Below are 17,662 nucleotides of genomic sequence, written 5' to 3'. Positions count from 1 at the left end.
TAATGCCAATAAATGAAAAAAATGAAAAATACTGCGCTTACTAAAACACATGAATCTCTTGGTGCCAAAATGGTTCCATTTGCTGGATATAATATGCCTGTTTCTTACGAAGGTGTGAATGCTGAACATGAAACGGTACGTAAAGGTGTTGGTGTCTTTGATGTATCTCACATGGGAGAATTTTTAATTTCTGGTCCAAATGCTTTAGACTTGATTCAAAAAGTAACTTCTAACGATGCATCAAAATTAACCATTGGTAGAGCTCAGTATAGTTGTTTGCCCAATGAAACCGGTGGTATTGTTGATGACCTTATAGTTTATCGTATTAAAGAAGAGCAATATTTATTGGTTGTAAACGCCTCTAATATTGATAAAGATTGGGCTCATATTTCAAAGTACAACAATGAGTTTAAAGCGGATATGAAAAATATATCTGAAGGGTACTCTCTTTTAGCGATTCAAGGACCAAAAGCTGTTGAAGCAATGCAATCATTGACATCCATAGATTTGGCTGCCATGAAATTCTATCATTTTGCAGTTGCTGATTTTGCAGGTGTTGACCATGTAATTATATCTGCTACAGGATATACTGGATCCGGTGGATTTGAAATTTATTGCAAAAATGAAGAGGTAAAACAAATTTGGGATAAAGTTTTCGAAGCCGGAGCAGAATTCGGAATAAAACCAATCGGGTTGGCAGCTAGAGATACATTACGTCTAGAAATGGGATACTGTTTATATGGAAATGATATCGACGACAACACATCGCCTTTTGAAGCTGGCTTAGGGTGGATTACAAAATTTACAAAAGATTTTGTCAATTCGGAAGCACTTGAGAAGGAGAAAAAACATGGTCTGGAGAGAAAACTGATTGCCTTTGAATTAGATGGTCGAGGTATTCCAAGACATGGGTATGATATCGTTGATGGAAATGGAAAAACCATTGGGGTAGTAACTTCGGGTACTATGTCACCATCAATGGGAACAGGAATAGGCCTGGGCTATGTGCCATCTGTTTTTTCAGAACTAGGAAGTAAAATAAATATACAGGTTAGAAAAAATGCAATCGCGGCAACGGTAGTTAAATTACCCTTTTACAAAGCTTAATGGTAGACTTTCAAAGTGTACTTGATGCTATTAAGGAAACTACGGATAAAGCAAAAGATAGAGGTCAAATAGCTGATTATATTCCAGAATTAGCAAACGTTGATATGCATAAATTTGGCATCCATTTGTTAGACTTGGAACAACATAACTTTTCTGCAGGTAATTCTAATGAACGTTTTTCTATACAGAGTATATCGAAAGTCTACACACTTTCAATGGCAATGGGTTTAATAGGAGAAAAACTTTGGGAACGTGTAGATGTAGAACCTTCTGGTGATCCCTTCAATCATTTATCCTTATTAGAATTGGAGAAAGGAATTCCAAGAAATCCTTTAATAAATCCAGGTGCTATTGTTGTTGCTGATATTTTGGTGTCTCTTTTAGATCATCCGAAGGAAGATTTTCTAGCATTTGTACGGAATATTGCAGGTGACAATATGATTGACTATGATGAAAAAATAGCCGCATCAGAAAAGTTGACTGGTTTTCATAATTACGCTGCTGCTAATCTTTTAAAATCATATAACAATTTAGAGAATGATGTAGAAACAGTTTTAGATTTCTATTTTCACCAATGCTCGCTTACAATGAGTTGCGCTGAATTAGCCAATACTTTTTATATGTTTATCAACAATGGTAAATGTAGAAAAAACAATACGTTTTTAACTAAAGGGCAAGTGAAGCGTATAAATGCATTAATGCTTACCTGTGGTTTTTATGATGAAGCTGGTGAATTTGCTTTCGAAGTTGGGCTACCCGGTAAAAGTGGTGTTGGTGGTGGTATCGTTGCCCTACTCCCAAACAAATTTTGTGTTGCAGCATGGTCTCCTGGGCTAAATGATAAGGGCAATTCAAAATTAGGTATGCTTGCTTTAGAAAAATTGACAACAGAAACAGAACTTTCCATTTTTTGAAATTAGATACTAAAAAAATATTGATCCTTGGTGGTAGTGGGTTTATTGGCAATGCTATATATAAAGAGCTTTGTAAATATTTCGACACGTATGGCACCTATTACAATACCACAAATTCATATTCTACAAATAAACAATTTGTACATTACAATTTAGAGGAAGATGATATCGTCGAAATCTTAGAATCGGTAAAACCTCAAATTATAATTTCTGCTTTACGAGGTAATTTTGCAGCACAAATCATAGCTCACGAACATATTTTAGAATATGTAAAGAAAGAACAGTGTAGAATTTATTTTATTTCTTCGGCAAACGTATTTGATGCCTATAGTAAATACCCATCTTACGAAATGGATAAAACACTTAGTGAAAGTATTTTCGGTAGGTTGAAGATTAGAATCGAAAACATGCTTCTTCGATTACCGAAAGAAAAAATGGCTATCTTAAGATTGCCAATGGTGTTTGGAAATAGTTCTCCTAGAATACGGGATATGAAAAAGGCAATAATTAACAACGAACCAGTCGACGTATTTCCGAACTTAATTTTAAACGTAACTAATGATGATAAGTTATCGCAGCAAATTCATTACCTTATAAATAGAGATAAAACAGGCATTTATCATTTGGGTAGTAATGACCTAACCCATCATGAAGATTTTATAAAAGAAATTTTGGAGCGTGTCGGCAATTTCAATCCGATATTGAAAAGGGTATATACCACTAATGAGGATAGATATTTGGCAGTACTGCCCAAAACCAATAAATTACCAAAAAATTTACAGTTTACATACCAGAATATTATAGATCATCATGTCCTTAATTAACAAAAATTATGAAAGAAATAGAAAAATTCACGGATCAACAAGTAGCTGATTATCTAAGCCAACTTGACGGATGGGAATATATTGATGGCGCTATTGAAACAACCTTTGAGTTTAAAGATTTTAAGGAGGCGTTTTCTGTAATGACCCACATAGCATTTGAATGCGAAGCTCAAAATCATCACCCAGACTGGAGCAATGTTTACAAAACTCTTAATATTCGATTAAGTACCCATGATGCTAATGGAGTAACAGAAAAAGATTTTGAGCTTGCACGAACTATAGAGGCAATAATTGAAAGCGAATAATAATTAAACTAAGAATTAAAACAATCTTTTGTTCAGTGCATTACATTTATGATTTCTGAACATCGCCTGTTTTTGTATTTTTGTTTTTAAAATAATTTACCATGGGAAGAGCTTTTGAATTTAGAAAAGCACGTAAAATGAAAAGATGGTCAGCAATGTCTAAAGCCTTTACACGTATAGGTAAAGATATTGTTATGGCCGTAAAGGAAGGTGGGCCTGATCCAGATTCTAATTCTCGCCTTAGAGCGGTTATTCAGAATGCCAAGTCGGTCAACATGCCAAAAGACAATGTAGAACGCGCCATTAAAAGGGCAAGTGACAAAAGCCTAGGAGATTACAAAGAAGTTCTTTTCGAAGGCTATGCCCCACATGGTATTGCAATTCTTGTTGAAACTGCTACAGACAATAATACCAGAACCGTTGCAAATGTTAGAAGTTATTTTAATAAGTGTAACGGAAATATGGGAACCTCAGGTTCCGTAGAATTCATGTTCGACCATACCTGTAATTTCCGAATCCCAACAGAAGGTATAGATCCAGAAGAATTAGAGTTAGAACTTATAGATTTTGGAGCTGAAGAGGTTTTTGTAGATGATGACGGAATTTTAATATACGGGCCATTTGAAAGTTTCGGTGCAATACAGAAAGAATTAGAAAATAGAGGACTTGAAATACTTTCCTCAGGTTTTGAACGAATTCCGCAAGTAACTAAAACCATATCGGAAGAAGAAGCTGCTGATGTAGAAAAACTTCTAGAAAAGTTGGAAGAAGATGATGATGTACAGAATGTGTATCATTCTATGGAAGAGTAATCTTCAATTGTATTTTATATAAAAAAAGGAGACCAAATTGGTCTCCTTTTTTGTTTAAAATTATTTAGTATTTGTTATCGTTGAATCAACATCTGTTGCTGGAACTCAAGCCCTGAGGCATCTGTCGTTTTTACGAAATATGTACCCGCTGGCATTTCCTGTACGTTTACCGGTGTTCCCCGCTTATCAATGAGGCCACCCTTTATGGTGCGTACCAATCTGCCAGTTACATCGAACACCTGTATCGTACCTACCGTGGTAGGTTGGTCGAAGCTCAGCGTGGTCTCCACCGAGGCGGGATTGGGGTATAGACTAAGAACGTTTATAGATTTTGCCGCAAGTGCCGGTGTATCCATTATCTCAAAGCCAATCGTCCTTATACTTCCCGCAGTACCGCCTCGGTTCCTTAAGGAGTACGGCGTCGCCTTGAAACTATAGCTGCCCGCAGTGAACAGACTGCCGCCCGTATTCCCGGATAGGCCCAACGGGGCGTTATTCTCCAACTGGCTGCCCGTCTTGGCACCACTGAGCTCCAAAAGGACACTGCCGACATCCGAGGTCACGAAGACCTGGATGTTAAGGTTCAGCGTAGGAAGGTCGTTCACGTTCAAGACCATACCGTCCGTAAGCTCGAACAGCGCCTGGTCGTTGTCACCATTGTACATTACGACACTGGTAACCGACAAGGTCGTAGGACAAGAGACCGTGGTCGGAAGGTCCTCGTCGATACTACCGTCACAATCGTTGTCCTTACCGTCGCAGACCTCAGGAGCCCCGGGATATACGTTAGGGTCAAGATCATCACAGTCCACATCGCTAAGGAATCCGTCGCCGTCCACGTCGACAGGGGCCGTTACTAATTCAAAACCTATATTTTTGACAGTACCGACAGTACCGCTTCGGTTCCTTAAGGAGTATGGCGTCGCCTTGAAATTATAGCTACCCGCGGTGAAAAGACTGCCGCCCGTATTCCCGAATAAGCCCAACGGCGCGTTATTCTCCAACTGGCTGCCCGTCTTGGCACCACTGAGCTCCAAAAGGACACTGCCGACATCCGAGGTCACGAAGACCTGGATGTTAAGGTTCAGCGTAGGAAGGTCGTTCACGTTCAAGACCATGCCGTCCGTAAGCTCGAACAGCGCCTGGTTATTGTCGCCATTGTACAGTACGACACTGGTAACCGACAAGCTCGTAGGTACCGAAACCACTTCAACACTCCTAGTCACTTGTGCCGCGTCATTAATGCCATCATTCGCATCGTAATAAATCGTATAGGTGCCCAACGCATCAATAAATTCAGTGTCATCTATAACGATAGGTGAACCGTCTTCTGTCGTGGCACCTAGTTCTGTATAGCCTTCTCCCAATTGGATTTCCTGTGGATTGGCTCCGTTCAAGGTGATAATTGGTACTGTATTATCAACCTCTTCATTACCCAGTATCTCAATCGCAGAGAGTTTTGGCTGGTTGATGCCATCATCACCAAGTGCATCGAACGCCATGTTCAAGACACCATCGGTTATCGTCACAGGAAAGGTCCTGGTAGTCACAGTTTGCGGACCTACCTCGGCAATGATGTCAAAATCGTCAAGTACGGTCTCCCCCTCGATCAAGACGTCGAACACACGTGCTCCGATTCCTCCGGAACTGCCACCAGTGGCGCCCCAATAAATCTCAGCAAAATGTAGCGTTATCTCGTAATCGCCATTCGCCAATGGTATAATATAACCAAAGGTAGGTGGTGATGCACTGCGCTCTGTCCTATATAATTGTGGCACTTCCGCGGATCCGTTCGTATATGTTTTTCCGCCGACCGAATATTGGTCAGCAACATAGTCTTCCCCTTGGTACACCAAGGCCGGTCCACCGGCATTGATACGCAATGCGAAATTATTGACAATTGGTTCTTCGACCGTGATGGCAATAATGGATTCAGCTATCTGGTCATCCTCGTCGGTCACCAAAAGACTCACATTATATATGCCGGCAGTTGTAAACGTATGAACAGGATTTACCTCGTTGGATGTAACCCCGTCTTTAAAGTCCCACAGATATGTCAGTGAACCTTCCGTATCGCTTGAAGCGCTACCATTGAACTCGACTAATAATGGTGCCGTACCAGATGTAATATTGGCAATTGCTACCGCTACCGGTAATTCGTTGGCACTGTTGCCGATTATTTCTATCGCCGAAAGTTTAGGCTCGTTCACTCCGTCAGACCCTTGTGCATCAAGGTTCATGTTCAATACACCATCGGTGATGCTCACAGGGAACGTTCTTGTCGTTACCGTCTGTGCACCTACCGTTGCGTTAATATCAAAATCGTCAAGTACGGTTGCCCCTTCTATAACGACATCGAATACACGCCTGTTGGCCCCACCAAGGGTACTGCCACCAGTGGCGCCCCAATAAATCTCAGCAAAATGTAGCGTTATCTCGTAATCGCCATTCGCCAATGGTATAATATAACCAAAGGTAGGTGGTGATGCACTGCGCTCTGTCCTATATAATTGTGGCACTTCCGCGGATCCGTTCGTATATGTTTTTCCGCCGACCGAATATTGGTCAGCAACATAGTCTTCCCCTTGGTACACCAAGGCCGGTCCACCGGCATTGATACGCAATGCGAAATTATTGACAATTGGTTCTTCGACCGTGATGGCAATAATGGATTCAGCTATCTGGTCATCCTCGTCGGTCACCAAAAGACTCACATTATATATGCCGGCAGTTGTAAACGTATGAACAGGATTTACCTCGTTGGATGTAACCCCGTCTTTAAAGTCCCACAGATATGTCAGTGAACCTTCCGTATCGCTTGAAGCGCTACCATTGAACTCGACTAATAATGGTGCCGTACCAGATGTAATATTGGCAATTGCTACCGCTACCGGTAATTCGTTGGCACTGTTGCCGATTATTTCTATCGCCGAAAGTTTAGGCTCGTTCACTCCGTCAGACCCTTGTGCATCAAGGTTCATGTTCAATACACCATCGGTGATGCTCACAGGGAACGTTCTTGTCGTTACCGTCTGTGCACCTACCGTTGCGTTAATATCAAAATCGTCAAGTACGGTTGCCCCTTCTATAACGACATCGAATACACGCCTGTTGGCCCCACCAAGGGTACTGCCACCAGTGGCGCCCCAATAAATCTCAGCAAAATGTAGCGTTATCTCGTAATCGCCATTCGCCAATGGTATATTGTAACCAAAGGTCGGTGGTGATGCACTGCGCTCTGTCCTATACAATTGTGGCACTTCGGCAGATCCGTTCGTATATGTTTTTCCGCCGACCGAATATTGGTCCGCAACATAGTCATCCCCTTGGTACACCAAGGCCGGTCCACCGGCATTGATACGTAGGGCGAAATCACCTGTTACAGGTTCTTTAGCCTCTATTTGACTTGATACACTATTCGTTAAACTTTCCGAATCAGTTACGGTTAATTCAACGGTAAAGAAACCAGGTGTATCATAAGTGTGATTTACAATCTCCTCCGTTGATGTTGTACCATCTCCAAAATTCCACAAATAGTCAATACTCCCTTCCAAATCACTTGAAGCACTGGCGTCAAAGATAAATTCCAAAGAGTTGACACCGGTAACAGGCGTAATTGTAGCCGATGCAATAGGTGCTGTATTTTGTGGTGCTGAAACCGTGATGGTTTTCGTAGCACTATCGAATAACCCTTCAGCGTCTGTGACTGTTAATACAACAGTATACTGACCTGCTGAAGTGAAAGTATAACTTGGGTTAATTTCTGTTGCTGTTCCTAATCCGTCACCGAAATTCCAATTATAATTTAGACTCCCAGGATTCTCATCGCTAGAATTAGCTCCAGTAAATTCAACAAATAATGCTGCCTGACCAGAATCTATAGTAGATTCTAAAACTGCAACTGGTGCTTGATTTTCTGATGCAATGGTTAAGCTAACAGTGGCTGTTGCCGTTAAACCTGATTCGTCTTCTATGATATACATAAAACTATCCACACCTACATAATCTAGATTTGGTGTATATAGTACTGCCAAGCCATCTTCTTGTATTTCAGCTTGCCCATTTAAAGGATTGTCTACCGAAGTTATTGTAAAGGCTTGATCGTTTGGTTCAGAATCATTCGCTAACAACTCATCCAATAGTGTCTCAACATTTTGAAAAAGTGTCACTTCATCATCTTGTGCAATTGGAGGTAAATTTATTAATACATTCAAAGATGAAGTAGTCTGTAAACCATTCAAATCTATTGCAGAAACAGCAACCTCAACACTTACAGGTGCATCTATATCTGGAGTTCCAGAAAGAATTCCGCTTTGGGCATCAATACTTACCCAACTAGGCAAGTTACCTTGAGGATTAGACACTGAGTATGTTAAAATGTTACCTGGATAACCAGAATCGAAAGATTCAGAAATATCAAGTGAAAATTCTTCCCCTACATTAACAAATAGATTTTCTATAGGTAATGAAGTAGGCTCACCTTCAGGGCGGATATTTATGAAATAGAACGTATTATCATTCCAATCACAATTTGCTGAGCCAGCTCCACAACCATTTGCTATAAAATCCATTACGGCTATATACTCATTAGGTATAATAATTCCGTTCTGATCAATCACTTTATATAACCTAAGCCCTAATAATTCTTGACCTGTTGGATTGGTTCTTCCAGATGTATTTTGTCCTGAAACATCAATTCTGAAAGGGGTATCTATTAAGGTCGCAGTATCAAAATTAATATTATCTCCTTTTTTAGGTAATAAGGTTTGATACCAATTAGAATCGTGTGAGAAATTAATTCCTCCTACAACATTTCCATTATTTGTCCCTATAAATTTTGCTCCGTTAGAACCAGGACCTCCATGTAAGGCTGACAACTGAATTCCAATTACCGGTTTGGTAGGATCTGCCTGAACAAAATTACTGGACAAAATCATATCCCCTTCATAACCTGCATCGATATTCTCCGGATTTGGATAATTAGAACTTGGATTTGTTGTGGGACTAGGTACTATATTACCATCGTCATTTACAAAGCTCAACATACTGGTTTGAAAACCAAAGGCATCAAAAACTTGCTGCGCATTTATCTCATCACCTCCTTCTGGTTGCGGGGAATAGGCACCATGTAACGTAGCCATATTTTCTATGGCATTATCGGCATTCGAGATGATTTCAATATTCTCAACGAAAATTCCATTATTTGTAGTACTTGTACCCCCAATAAAAGTAATATCAACATCAACATAACCACCAACCGGTATTGAAAAATTAGGTCCAGCTATTTGGATACCGGCAGCATCAAACAGTTCAAAAGAATAATCATTACTATCAGATACAATAACTTCATCCACTATAAGCTCACCCGTACCACTATTGTTTAATCGCATAACATTCGAGTCATGAACCAAAGCCGCACCAGGACTTCCTAATCTGTGGAAGGTGTAGTAATCATTAGCAGGAAAACCTCTATCTGTACCTGGCACTTTGGTCATATTTTCAATGGCCAATAATGCTCCAGAAGCTGGTTCTATTATGAATTCATAAGTTTTATCTGAATTATTGGCATTATTATCAACGGCCGTTACTAGTAACGTATGAACACCCTCACCCACTACAATAATCGGAGTAGTATAATTAACAATAGTGTTGCCATCTAAACTATATTCTATGCTTGTAATACCACCACTGTTACTTTCGTCCGTTGCAGATAAAGAAACCTCTACAGATCCACGATATGTATTCGGTGCACTTGAATTACCTTCAAAACTAGCCACAATTGTTGGCGGAAGAATAGAAGTATCTACAGGTGCCAATCTAATATAGCTCACCTTGGCGTTAACTCCATTTGGATTTAGCCCTAAACGTAAGATACCGTCGGTTACTTCAACCAGTGAAGTGGACTCAAAAGGTTGGTAATCAACTTGAGCTATTACATCTTCATTATAATCTACTACAGTTACACCGTTAACATCAATAACATGATTACTATCGGTATAATCTGGATCACCTGCAACACTAATATTGACTGAGTACGTACCATTAGGCACGTTCACCAACCAATCTAGTGTTGGGTACTGAGCTTGACTATTATGACCAATAATGGTAAAAGTTTTAGCTAAAGCATCATCATTTAATCCGGTATTCCTGTTTCTAGCATTCGCACCTGCATCTGCTGGTGTTGATGTACCTGGTAAAACCCAACCATATGTTAAATCGCCTAAGCCTGTATTTTGAATTCCGTACGATAACCCAATATCATCTATATACCCTATCGGAGAAGCCTCTAAATCATCTGGGTCTTGGAAATTAAATTGATAGGTATAGACCAACTCATTAGTAATATTTAAAATAATAATTACACTGGCTTCTTCATAATTAACTGCAGTTGCAGTAACTGTTGCCTCATATGAACCTCTACTTAAATTAGAAACATCTACATCTATATCAAAAGGTGAATTTATATCGAACGAATTTGGTAGAACAACCCATTCTTCACTACTTGTTAAAGTGATTTCTTGACTAGATACTCCTCCAGTTCTTGAAATTGAAAGTTGCTGAGCCTGAATATCAACTTGGTTGATTGTTGCAACAAAATCCAAATTATCTTTATCAAAATTCAATGCTAAAATACCATCTTCATAAGGTATAACATTATCTATCACAAACATGTAATCTTGATAATCACCATTTGAAGCATCTTCAAATGCTATTAAGTAACTATTTTCTATAAGATTACCAGCTCTATCCTTATTAGGATAAATTCTCGTTCTATGTGCAACTTCTGTATTTATTGCATCTTCCGTATAATTTGTTCTATTGAATACATTTGATTGAACATAAATACCAAATACGGCACCAGAAGGATCAAACACATTAGTTCCTGTATCAATAGCCGGATACAAGGTTTGGGCCTGTGGCAAAGTTCCGTCTAAAATTCCAACCTCATTGGTAACTATACTACCATCATTTGTATACCAACCAAAAGGAATCGTCTCTGCTGGCGAATAACGACCTACTGGAATTATATTCACAGGTGCATCAGATACCTTTACCCATCGTTCCACCTCAACTTCATCACCTACAGGGTTTGGATTTGTACCATTACTCAAATTTGTCCATCCTACGTTGATTCCAATACCTAATGCATCAACAATATCTTGTAATGGAGGTTCACTTCCACCCTCAAATCCTGATTTCTTTAATCCAAAAAGACCAATAGAGAAACTTGGGTTTGTACTGTCGTCACTTTGAATCATCAAAGTTGCATCTTGGAAACCAAGATTATTTCCATTGATATCCGGTGCGTAAGTAACGGTATAGGTTAGACTTTCACCTACTTCAATACTAGCAATACCAGATGGTTGTACCTCATTAAATTGATCGGCAAAAGCGCCTTCGATAGCAACCGAAGAAATATTAAGAACTTCTGTTCCTGTATTACTTACTACTACCGATTTAGTTTCAGTTGTTGGACTTTGACCATTAGTAGTTATCTCAAAAACCAACTCATTAGGATCGGTAGCAATTTTTGGCAAACCACCAAATGGTCTAATATTTCTAGCTATAACAACAACATCTTGATAATCGAATCCAGATACATGTTCTTCAGTTGCTATAATATAAGCGTTACTTTCCCCAGGTAGTTCATATACTCTTACATGATGTGGAATGGTTCCAGAAAATGTATTAAGTACATCTTCACTGTATAGTTGTCTATTATTAAATGCTGGCCATCTACTATAGAAGCCAAAAGTACCCAGACCCGGGTCAAATTCCGTTGATCCTGTTACGGGTGCGTTCAACGTTTGTCCATTGCTAGTTGGTGAATTGGAAATTGTAAATAGCTCATTGGTATTTACAGCATTACCGCTTTCGTAATAACCAAAAGCAACCACAGGATTACTTGTAGTAGGCCCATACACACTCAACAACTCTAAAGTTACCGGTGCATCTGTAGCTCTTTCAAATTTTTGAGCTGATATCTCGTCTCCTAATAAATTATTATAGGTGGTACCATTTGGCAGATCAAGTAAATTTGTTGCTGGGTTAGTATCGCCTACATTAATGACGCCATTACCTAGTTGGGTATCCAATACCCATTGTAAAGAAGGTTCATTTGCTCCTCCATTTCCAGCTTTTCCTAAACCGGTCAACGCTATAACTACAGCATCTGCACCTGTCCCTGAAATAGTCAATTCAGCATACTTAGGACCATTAGATGTTGGAGTAAATATAACATTGAACGATCCCGAAGATTGGGTATTAACACTTGAGGGTAGACCAGTAAATGAAAACTGATTACTGTTTGCTCCTGTTATTTCAGCAGTAACACCGGATAATACTGCATTTCCTAAATTTGATATGATGATTTCTTCATTATAGTCACTTGAATTTGAAATCGCATCGCCAATTATATCCTCAGTATTTAGAACAATTAATGGCGTAGGAACAGCTTGATTACTTGGTTTTAACAGAACAATTTCATTACGAGCATAGTCAGACACATAAATATTTCCATTGGCAACATCCTCAACTAAATCTAAAGGATCTACAAAGCCACTAAATCCAGGTATTCCTGTTTTTGCAGTTAGAATATCACCATTAGGCCCGTCTGGAACCAAGGCAATAATATCACTACCTCCACTGTACCGTACAACTAATATTGCTCCTTTTAAATTACCATTTTCTGCATTGCTTTTATACTCAATAACACCATTTGGTGATTTGTTCAATTCAAAATCGAATGCTGCACCACGATAGTTAATATCTGCTTGAACTCCATTATATACACCATTGTTAACATCTGCATCACCACGATTCAATACAAATTGACCAAGTAAAGGGTTGGGATGTCCATAAAAACCTAAATCTGTATTAGGGTCTATTCGGAACAACCAATCTTTTTGAACATTGTTACCGTTCGAAGCCTGTATTACAGGAAATAATGATGGATTACTATGGTCGTAAAATGTACCATCGGGTCTTCTAGTTCCATCAATTGATGCTGGTGCATTACTTCCCCCTGCTGTACCGTTGGTTGGAATATACAACTGTCCATTACTGTGCCATACCAAATCATATGCATTACGAATACCTGTGGCGAATAATGTTAGTGGGGCATTTATATAAAAGGGATTATAGGTTCCATCGTCTATGAATGTTTGACCATCTTCAATGTACGTACCTACGGTAGAGGTTAAAGTCGGCGAATTTAAATTCACCGCATTTATTGCCGCTGGATCCATTGTTGTCTTCACATCCAATAAATACGTTTGACCATCAACTTTTGCTGGTAATTTATCCAAATCAAGTCTAAGATTGGCGCCAGATAAAAGTCTTTCCTTTCTATTTCCCCAAGCATTATCTGGTGCGCCTGCAGCACTATTACTACCTTGGTTAAAATAGATTACTCTTGGCTCACCTGGCTTAAATGCCATACTATTGGTCAAGTGATCCTTTTTAGATCTTGGCAAATGCACCAATATCAAATCATGATTTTCAAGATTTGAACCGGTTAACCTAGATAGATTACCGTCCCATGCAGGTGCCCCATTCAAGCCACCCGAGTCATGGGTTATGTATGCAATTAAATTAGAGGCGGTAGCACTAGGATCAAAAACAAGCCCAACAGCAGTACGATTAACATACCCACCAACAATCTTCCAATCATTAAGCGTTTCCTTGTTACTTAATGTACCATCTGTTTCAATGGTCCACCGGTGAATATCACCATCAATGACCAAACCATATAATTTATTATCTGGACCTATTGTAAGTGTAGAGTATTTAGCTCCATTGGCAACCGTTCCCGAATTGGTAAACGATACATTATCTAAATCCGTCGTAGGACCTCCCCCACCGGATGTACCCGTAGTAAAGGTAGATTCATAATATTCAAAAGCTACTCCGGTATTATCCAAAACTCCATCAATAATAAACGTATAGGTCGTATTTGGCTCTAAGGGTTGATCAGGGTCTAAATTAATGGCATCACCCCCTCCAGTACCATTTACGCCAGATGCCAATGGAGTGGAACTTCCATTTTTAATTAATTTTACCGTGGTTTCTGTAATAGTAGTATTATCTACACCAGAATTACCAATGCCATCAAAGTTTGGAAGGAATAAATTATTGGCAGACATATTCACGCCCGTTGAAACATTTATTGATCCATTGGTTGGGGTTGAACTAATCACTCTTGGTATTTTACTGCCACCTGTAGTAGAAACAATTCGAATGGAATTAATTTTGGTGTTAAACCCTCCATCAGCATCTACGGTTAATTTACCATCAGAAACCAGTACCGTGGCAAACCCAGAAGTAAATCGGGTTGAAGCGCCAGCGACGCCAGTTGGCACGTAGTTACTTACAACACTAGTTCCTTCAACATTAATGGTATGTGAAGGCGTTGTACCTGCACTATCAACATCTGGATCACCTACCCCTACAGTAACGTTATATTGGCCATTAGGTACTTCTATTTCCCAAATACCTTCTTCAGATACACCATTTGCACCACCTACATCACCATATTGCATGTGCATTAATGTGAATGCGCGTAAATCATCATCGTCATTTACAGCATAATTTCTAATTCTTCCATTTCTGGTTAGATCTAGTGGGGTTGTACCGTTAGTATTCAACCAGCCATATATAAGACCATTGCCTTTATCTCCATATCCTAGACCAGAATCACGTATATAACCTGCTGGCGGAGCCGTGGCCGCATCAGAGAAATTAACATTTACCGCATAGTCATTACTTTCTTCTGTAATCTCTAACGAAATAAGTATTTCGCCATTTATATATCCTGCATCTGGTTGATCTATAACATATAAGGTAGTGCTATAAGTACCTATAGGTAAATTAGCAGCTATCCCTATTTCCAATGAGCCTAAAATTGGATTTGAAGGTAAAACTAACCAACTAGCATCAGGGTCAGGAGATAAAATAACTACTGGGTTTCCTGTATTGGCAGATAGTGTAACTGTTTTTGGGGTAATTAAACTTCCCTCTACTCCACTAAAATTCAAAGAACTAACATCAAAACTTAATTGAGGTAATTCAGGTTCTGCCGTTATTTCAAATTGTTTGAAAATAGTGTTGAAAGATTGGTTTTCAGCAGCATTTCTATGTGAAGTAAAAATACCTGCAAAACCTAATAATGCATTTGAATCTGCTGGATCATACGAAGTGCCTATAAAATAATTTACTGGTACAGCTAACGAACTACCACCGACATCTGAAACCAATATTTCCGTTGCACCATTAATGGCATAATAGGCACTAACCGAATTACTTAATGGGTCGATTACTAAACGTAGACTCAATTCATCGCCAGGGTTAGACGGAATATTTCCTGTATTAATTTCCAAATAAGCCGTAGCTGCCGTAGTATTATCCATATTCTCTACCTGCAACTGAATCTTTCTAGTGGCATCTGCTGTTTTAAGGACTACAAGTTTTATAATATGATTTTCATCCAATCCATACCAAATACCTGACTGTTGTGAAGAATTACCTGCACTTAATGAAAAGTCAGGAATTAATAAGGATGTTGAAATATTAAAAATTGCCCCGGGTACGTCAACCCCCACTCCTAATGCGTTCATTTGGGAATTTGTGTTAGCACTGTTCGGAGTACCTTGACTAGGAAGCTGACTATAAAATAATCCTTTTGTACTCGCTATGGTAAGGCCGTCAATACCTTGAGAAATTAAACTAGGTGCATAACCAGGTACATTGTTATCGGTCGCTAAAACGTCATCAACTTGAAGTCTGGCACTAGGCACTAAGACCATTGAGAAACCTGACTGTGAAAGATTGCCGTTATCTGAAGAGAAATCAAATACAAGTGGAATACTTTGTTCAATTTGATCGCAGTCTAAAGTACTTAAAGGGCTACAGGATAACTCTGTTTCATTAATTTCTTCTGTTACTACCTGTGCATAATCTGTACTTAATCGAACAGGTCCAATCTTACCATCATTTTGTAGGTTGGTTGAATTTATAAAAATCCTTCCCAAACTTGGTACACCCGATACTATGTGACTAGATATTGCAGGTAACCACGTATTGTCTTCCTCGTTTAAGGTAGGTGCAATAGTATATGCATAAGTTATGGTATTAGTATCCTTATCCCAAACACCTTTTACAACGAATTGAAGCACCTTGTCAGCTGATATTCCTGTTTGACCATCATTAGAATTTGGATCACCAAGCCCGAATCTAGCATTAAAGGCATTGTCATATCTTCCTATAATTTGTCGTATCCATTGATCACCGGCAATCGCATCATCTACCCTTATCGCTACCCTAAATCTAGATTGATTGGCAGTACCTAAGTCGGAAATATTAAAATAAGTGCCAAAATAAAAAGGCACCTTATCTATCAAATCTACAGGATTATCTATTAATGTTTGAAAATCCATAACTGTATTCAATCCATTAATATTCAATGAATTACTAGTGCCCGGAGATAGGCCTTCGTTTACTAAAGGTATATCTGTTCCATTACCATTTTCCCTTACCCAAGCTCCTCCTGAAATTGCCTCAAGATTACCTGTTCCATACGTTTCAAAATTTTCAATATAGGCAAAGCTAGCAGTGGGAATTCCCGTTTCAGTAACATTTATGGTTACATCTGCTTCAGCTTGATCTGTATCGTCATTTACTTGAACGGATAATATGTACTGATTGCTAGTTGCAAAATCTAATGCTGCTAGAGTAGTAATCTCGCCGGTGTTTTCATTTATAAAAAAGGTGTTTGAATCATTTCCAGAAAGTATACTATAAGACAAAGTATTGTTTTCTAGATCACTTGCTGCTACAATGCCCACGGTTGTTCCTATCGCAGAGTCGTCAGAGATATCAAAACTCTGTGCTACTATTACAGGCGCATTGTTATCTTCCGAAACAGAAAAGTAGTCAAACTCGGCATCAAAACTGGCTCCATTCCTATAGGTGTTATATATTCCTGCAAAGCTTGCAAATCCATTTTCTTCATTTAATTGTTTACCGTTCAAGTATACTTGTGGAAGAACAAGATTATCGAAATTGGTCTTGGTCAATTGAACAAATGATCCATTATTTATGGCGTAATAGGCTGTGATTGTAGATTCAATAGGATCTACAATCAACCTTAGAGTAACATCGTTATCTGCGACCCCTACCCCATTTATTTGTATTTGATCGGGAGAAGTAGCTCCGTTTACAGACACACCACCAATTTCACGGCGCATTTCAACGTTATCGCCATTTACATCGAGTTTTACAAAATTTTCGTCATCGATACCAAACCAGATACCTGCCTGGGCAGAACTGCCACCTGTAGAAACACTTAATAACTTGGTCTCAATGGTCAATAAAGAGGCTATGTTTTGAAGGCCAACTCCCAATGAATTTACTTGGGCATTATTATCTACATAGGCAATTCCTTTAGATGCGGTCATTACTAAATTGGTATTGGCAAGACTCAACTTTGAAGGCTCATAACCATTTACATCAATATTCATTATTGGTAAATCTTGATCCAGCCTAGTTCCTGAATGAGGATCGATCATAGTAAAGCCTGTTCCTAATCCATTTGTATCTATTAATCCACCTTCTGTTCCATCAAAAACCAAATTCAAAGGCAATGTTGGGTACGATATACAAACATCCTTTACAAAGTTATAGAAACATCGTTTACACTTTTT

General features: G+C 39.0%; 6 protein-coding genes. 5 read left to right on the top strand and 1 reads right to left on the bottom strand.

What is annotated here, in order from left to right; genetic code table 11:
• Window positions 1-21 precede the first annotated feature (21 nt).
• The 5 genes from gcvT to AAC084_RS19585 all read left to right on the top strand — a co-directional run bounded on the left by gcvT (window position 22) and on the right by AAC084_RS19585 (window position 3,962).
• The gene (gene gcvT / locus AAC084_RS19605) at window positions 22-1,107 is read left to right on the top strand and encodes a glycine cleavage system aminomethyltransferase GcvT (protein WP_339842042.1); all 1,086 of its coding nucleotides are present in this window, start codon (window positions 22-24) and stop codon (window positions 1,105-1,107) included.
• The gene (locus tag AAC084_RS19600; RefSeq protein ID WP_339842022.1) at window positions 1,107-2,021 is read left to right on the top strand and encodes a glutaminase; all 915 of its coding nucleotides are present in this window, start codon (window positions 1,107-1,109) and stop codon (window positions 2,019-2,021) included. Before gcvT ends, AAC084_RS19600 begins: the two co-directional genes overlap by 1 nt.
• Entirely contained in the window at window positions 2,018-2,845 is an 828-nt protein-coding gene (locus tag AAC084_RS19595) for a sugar nucleotide-binding protein (RefSeq protein WP_339842021.1), read from the top strand. The genes AAC084_RS19600 and AAC084_RS19595 overlap by 4 nt, the downstream gene beginning before the upstream one ends.
• 8 nt (window positions 2,846-2,853) lie before the next feature.
• Window positions 2,854-3,150 carry a 4a-hydroxytetrahydrobiopterin dehydratase gene (locus AAC084_RS19590; RefSeq protein WP_339842020.1) on the top strand — a complete coding sequence of 99 codons (297 nt, stop codon included), beginning with the start codon at window positions 2,854-2,856 and terminating at the stop codon, window positions 3,148-3,150.
• Between the two features lie 101 nt (window positions 3,151-3,251).
• Window positions 3,252-3,962, top strand: a complete 711-nt coding sequence (locus AAC084_RS19585; RefSeq protein ID WP_339842019.1) for a YebC/PmpR family DNA-binding transcriptional regulator — start codon at window positions 3,252-3,254, stop codon at window positions 3,960-3,962.
• Window positions 3,963-4,036: 74 nt separating this feature from the next.
• Here AAC084_RS19585 and AAC084_RS19580 read toward each other — a convergent pair whose 3' ends face one another.
• Entirely contained in the window at window positions 4,037-17,596 is a 13,560-nt protein-coding gene (locus tag AAC084_RS19580; RefSeq protein ID WP_339842018.1) for a malectin domain-containing carbohydrate-binding protein, read from the bottom strand.
• Window positions 17,597-17,662: the final 66 nt, after the last annotated feature.

Source organism: uncultured Maribacter sp., assembly GCF_963977385.1.
Lineage (GTDB): Bacteria > Bacteroidota > Bacteroidia > Flavobacteriales > Flavobacteriaceae > Maribacter.
Note: the sequence above shows the minus strand (reverse complement) of the source record. Positions and strands in the feature narration are given on the sequence as shown.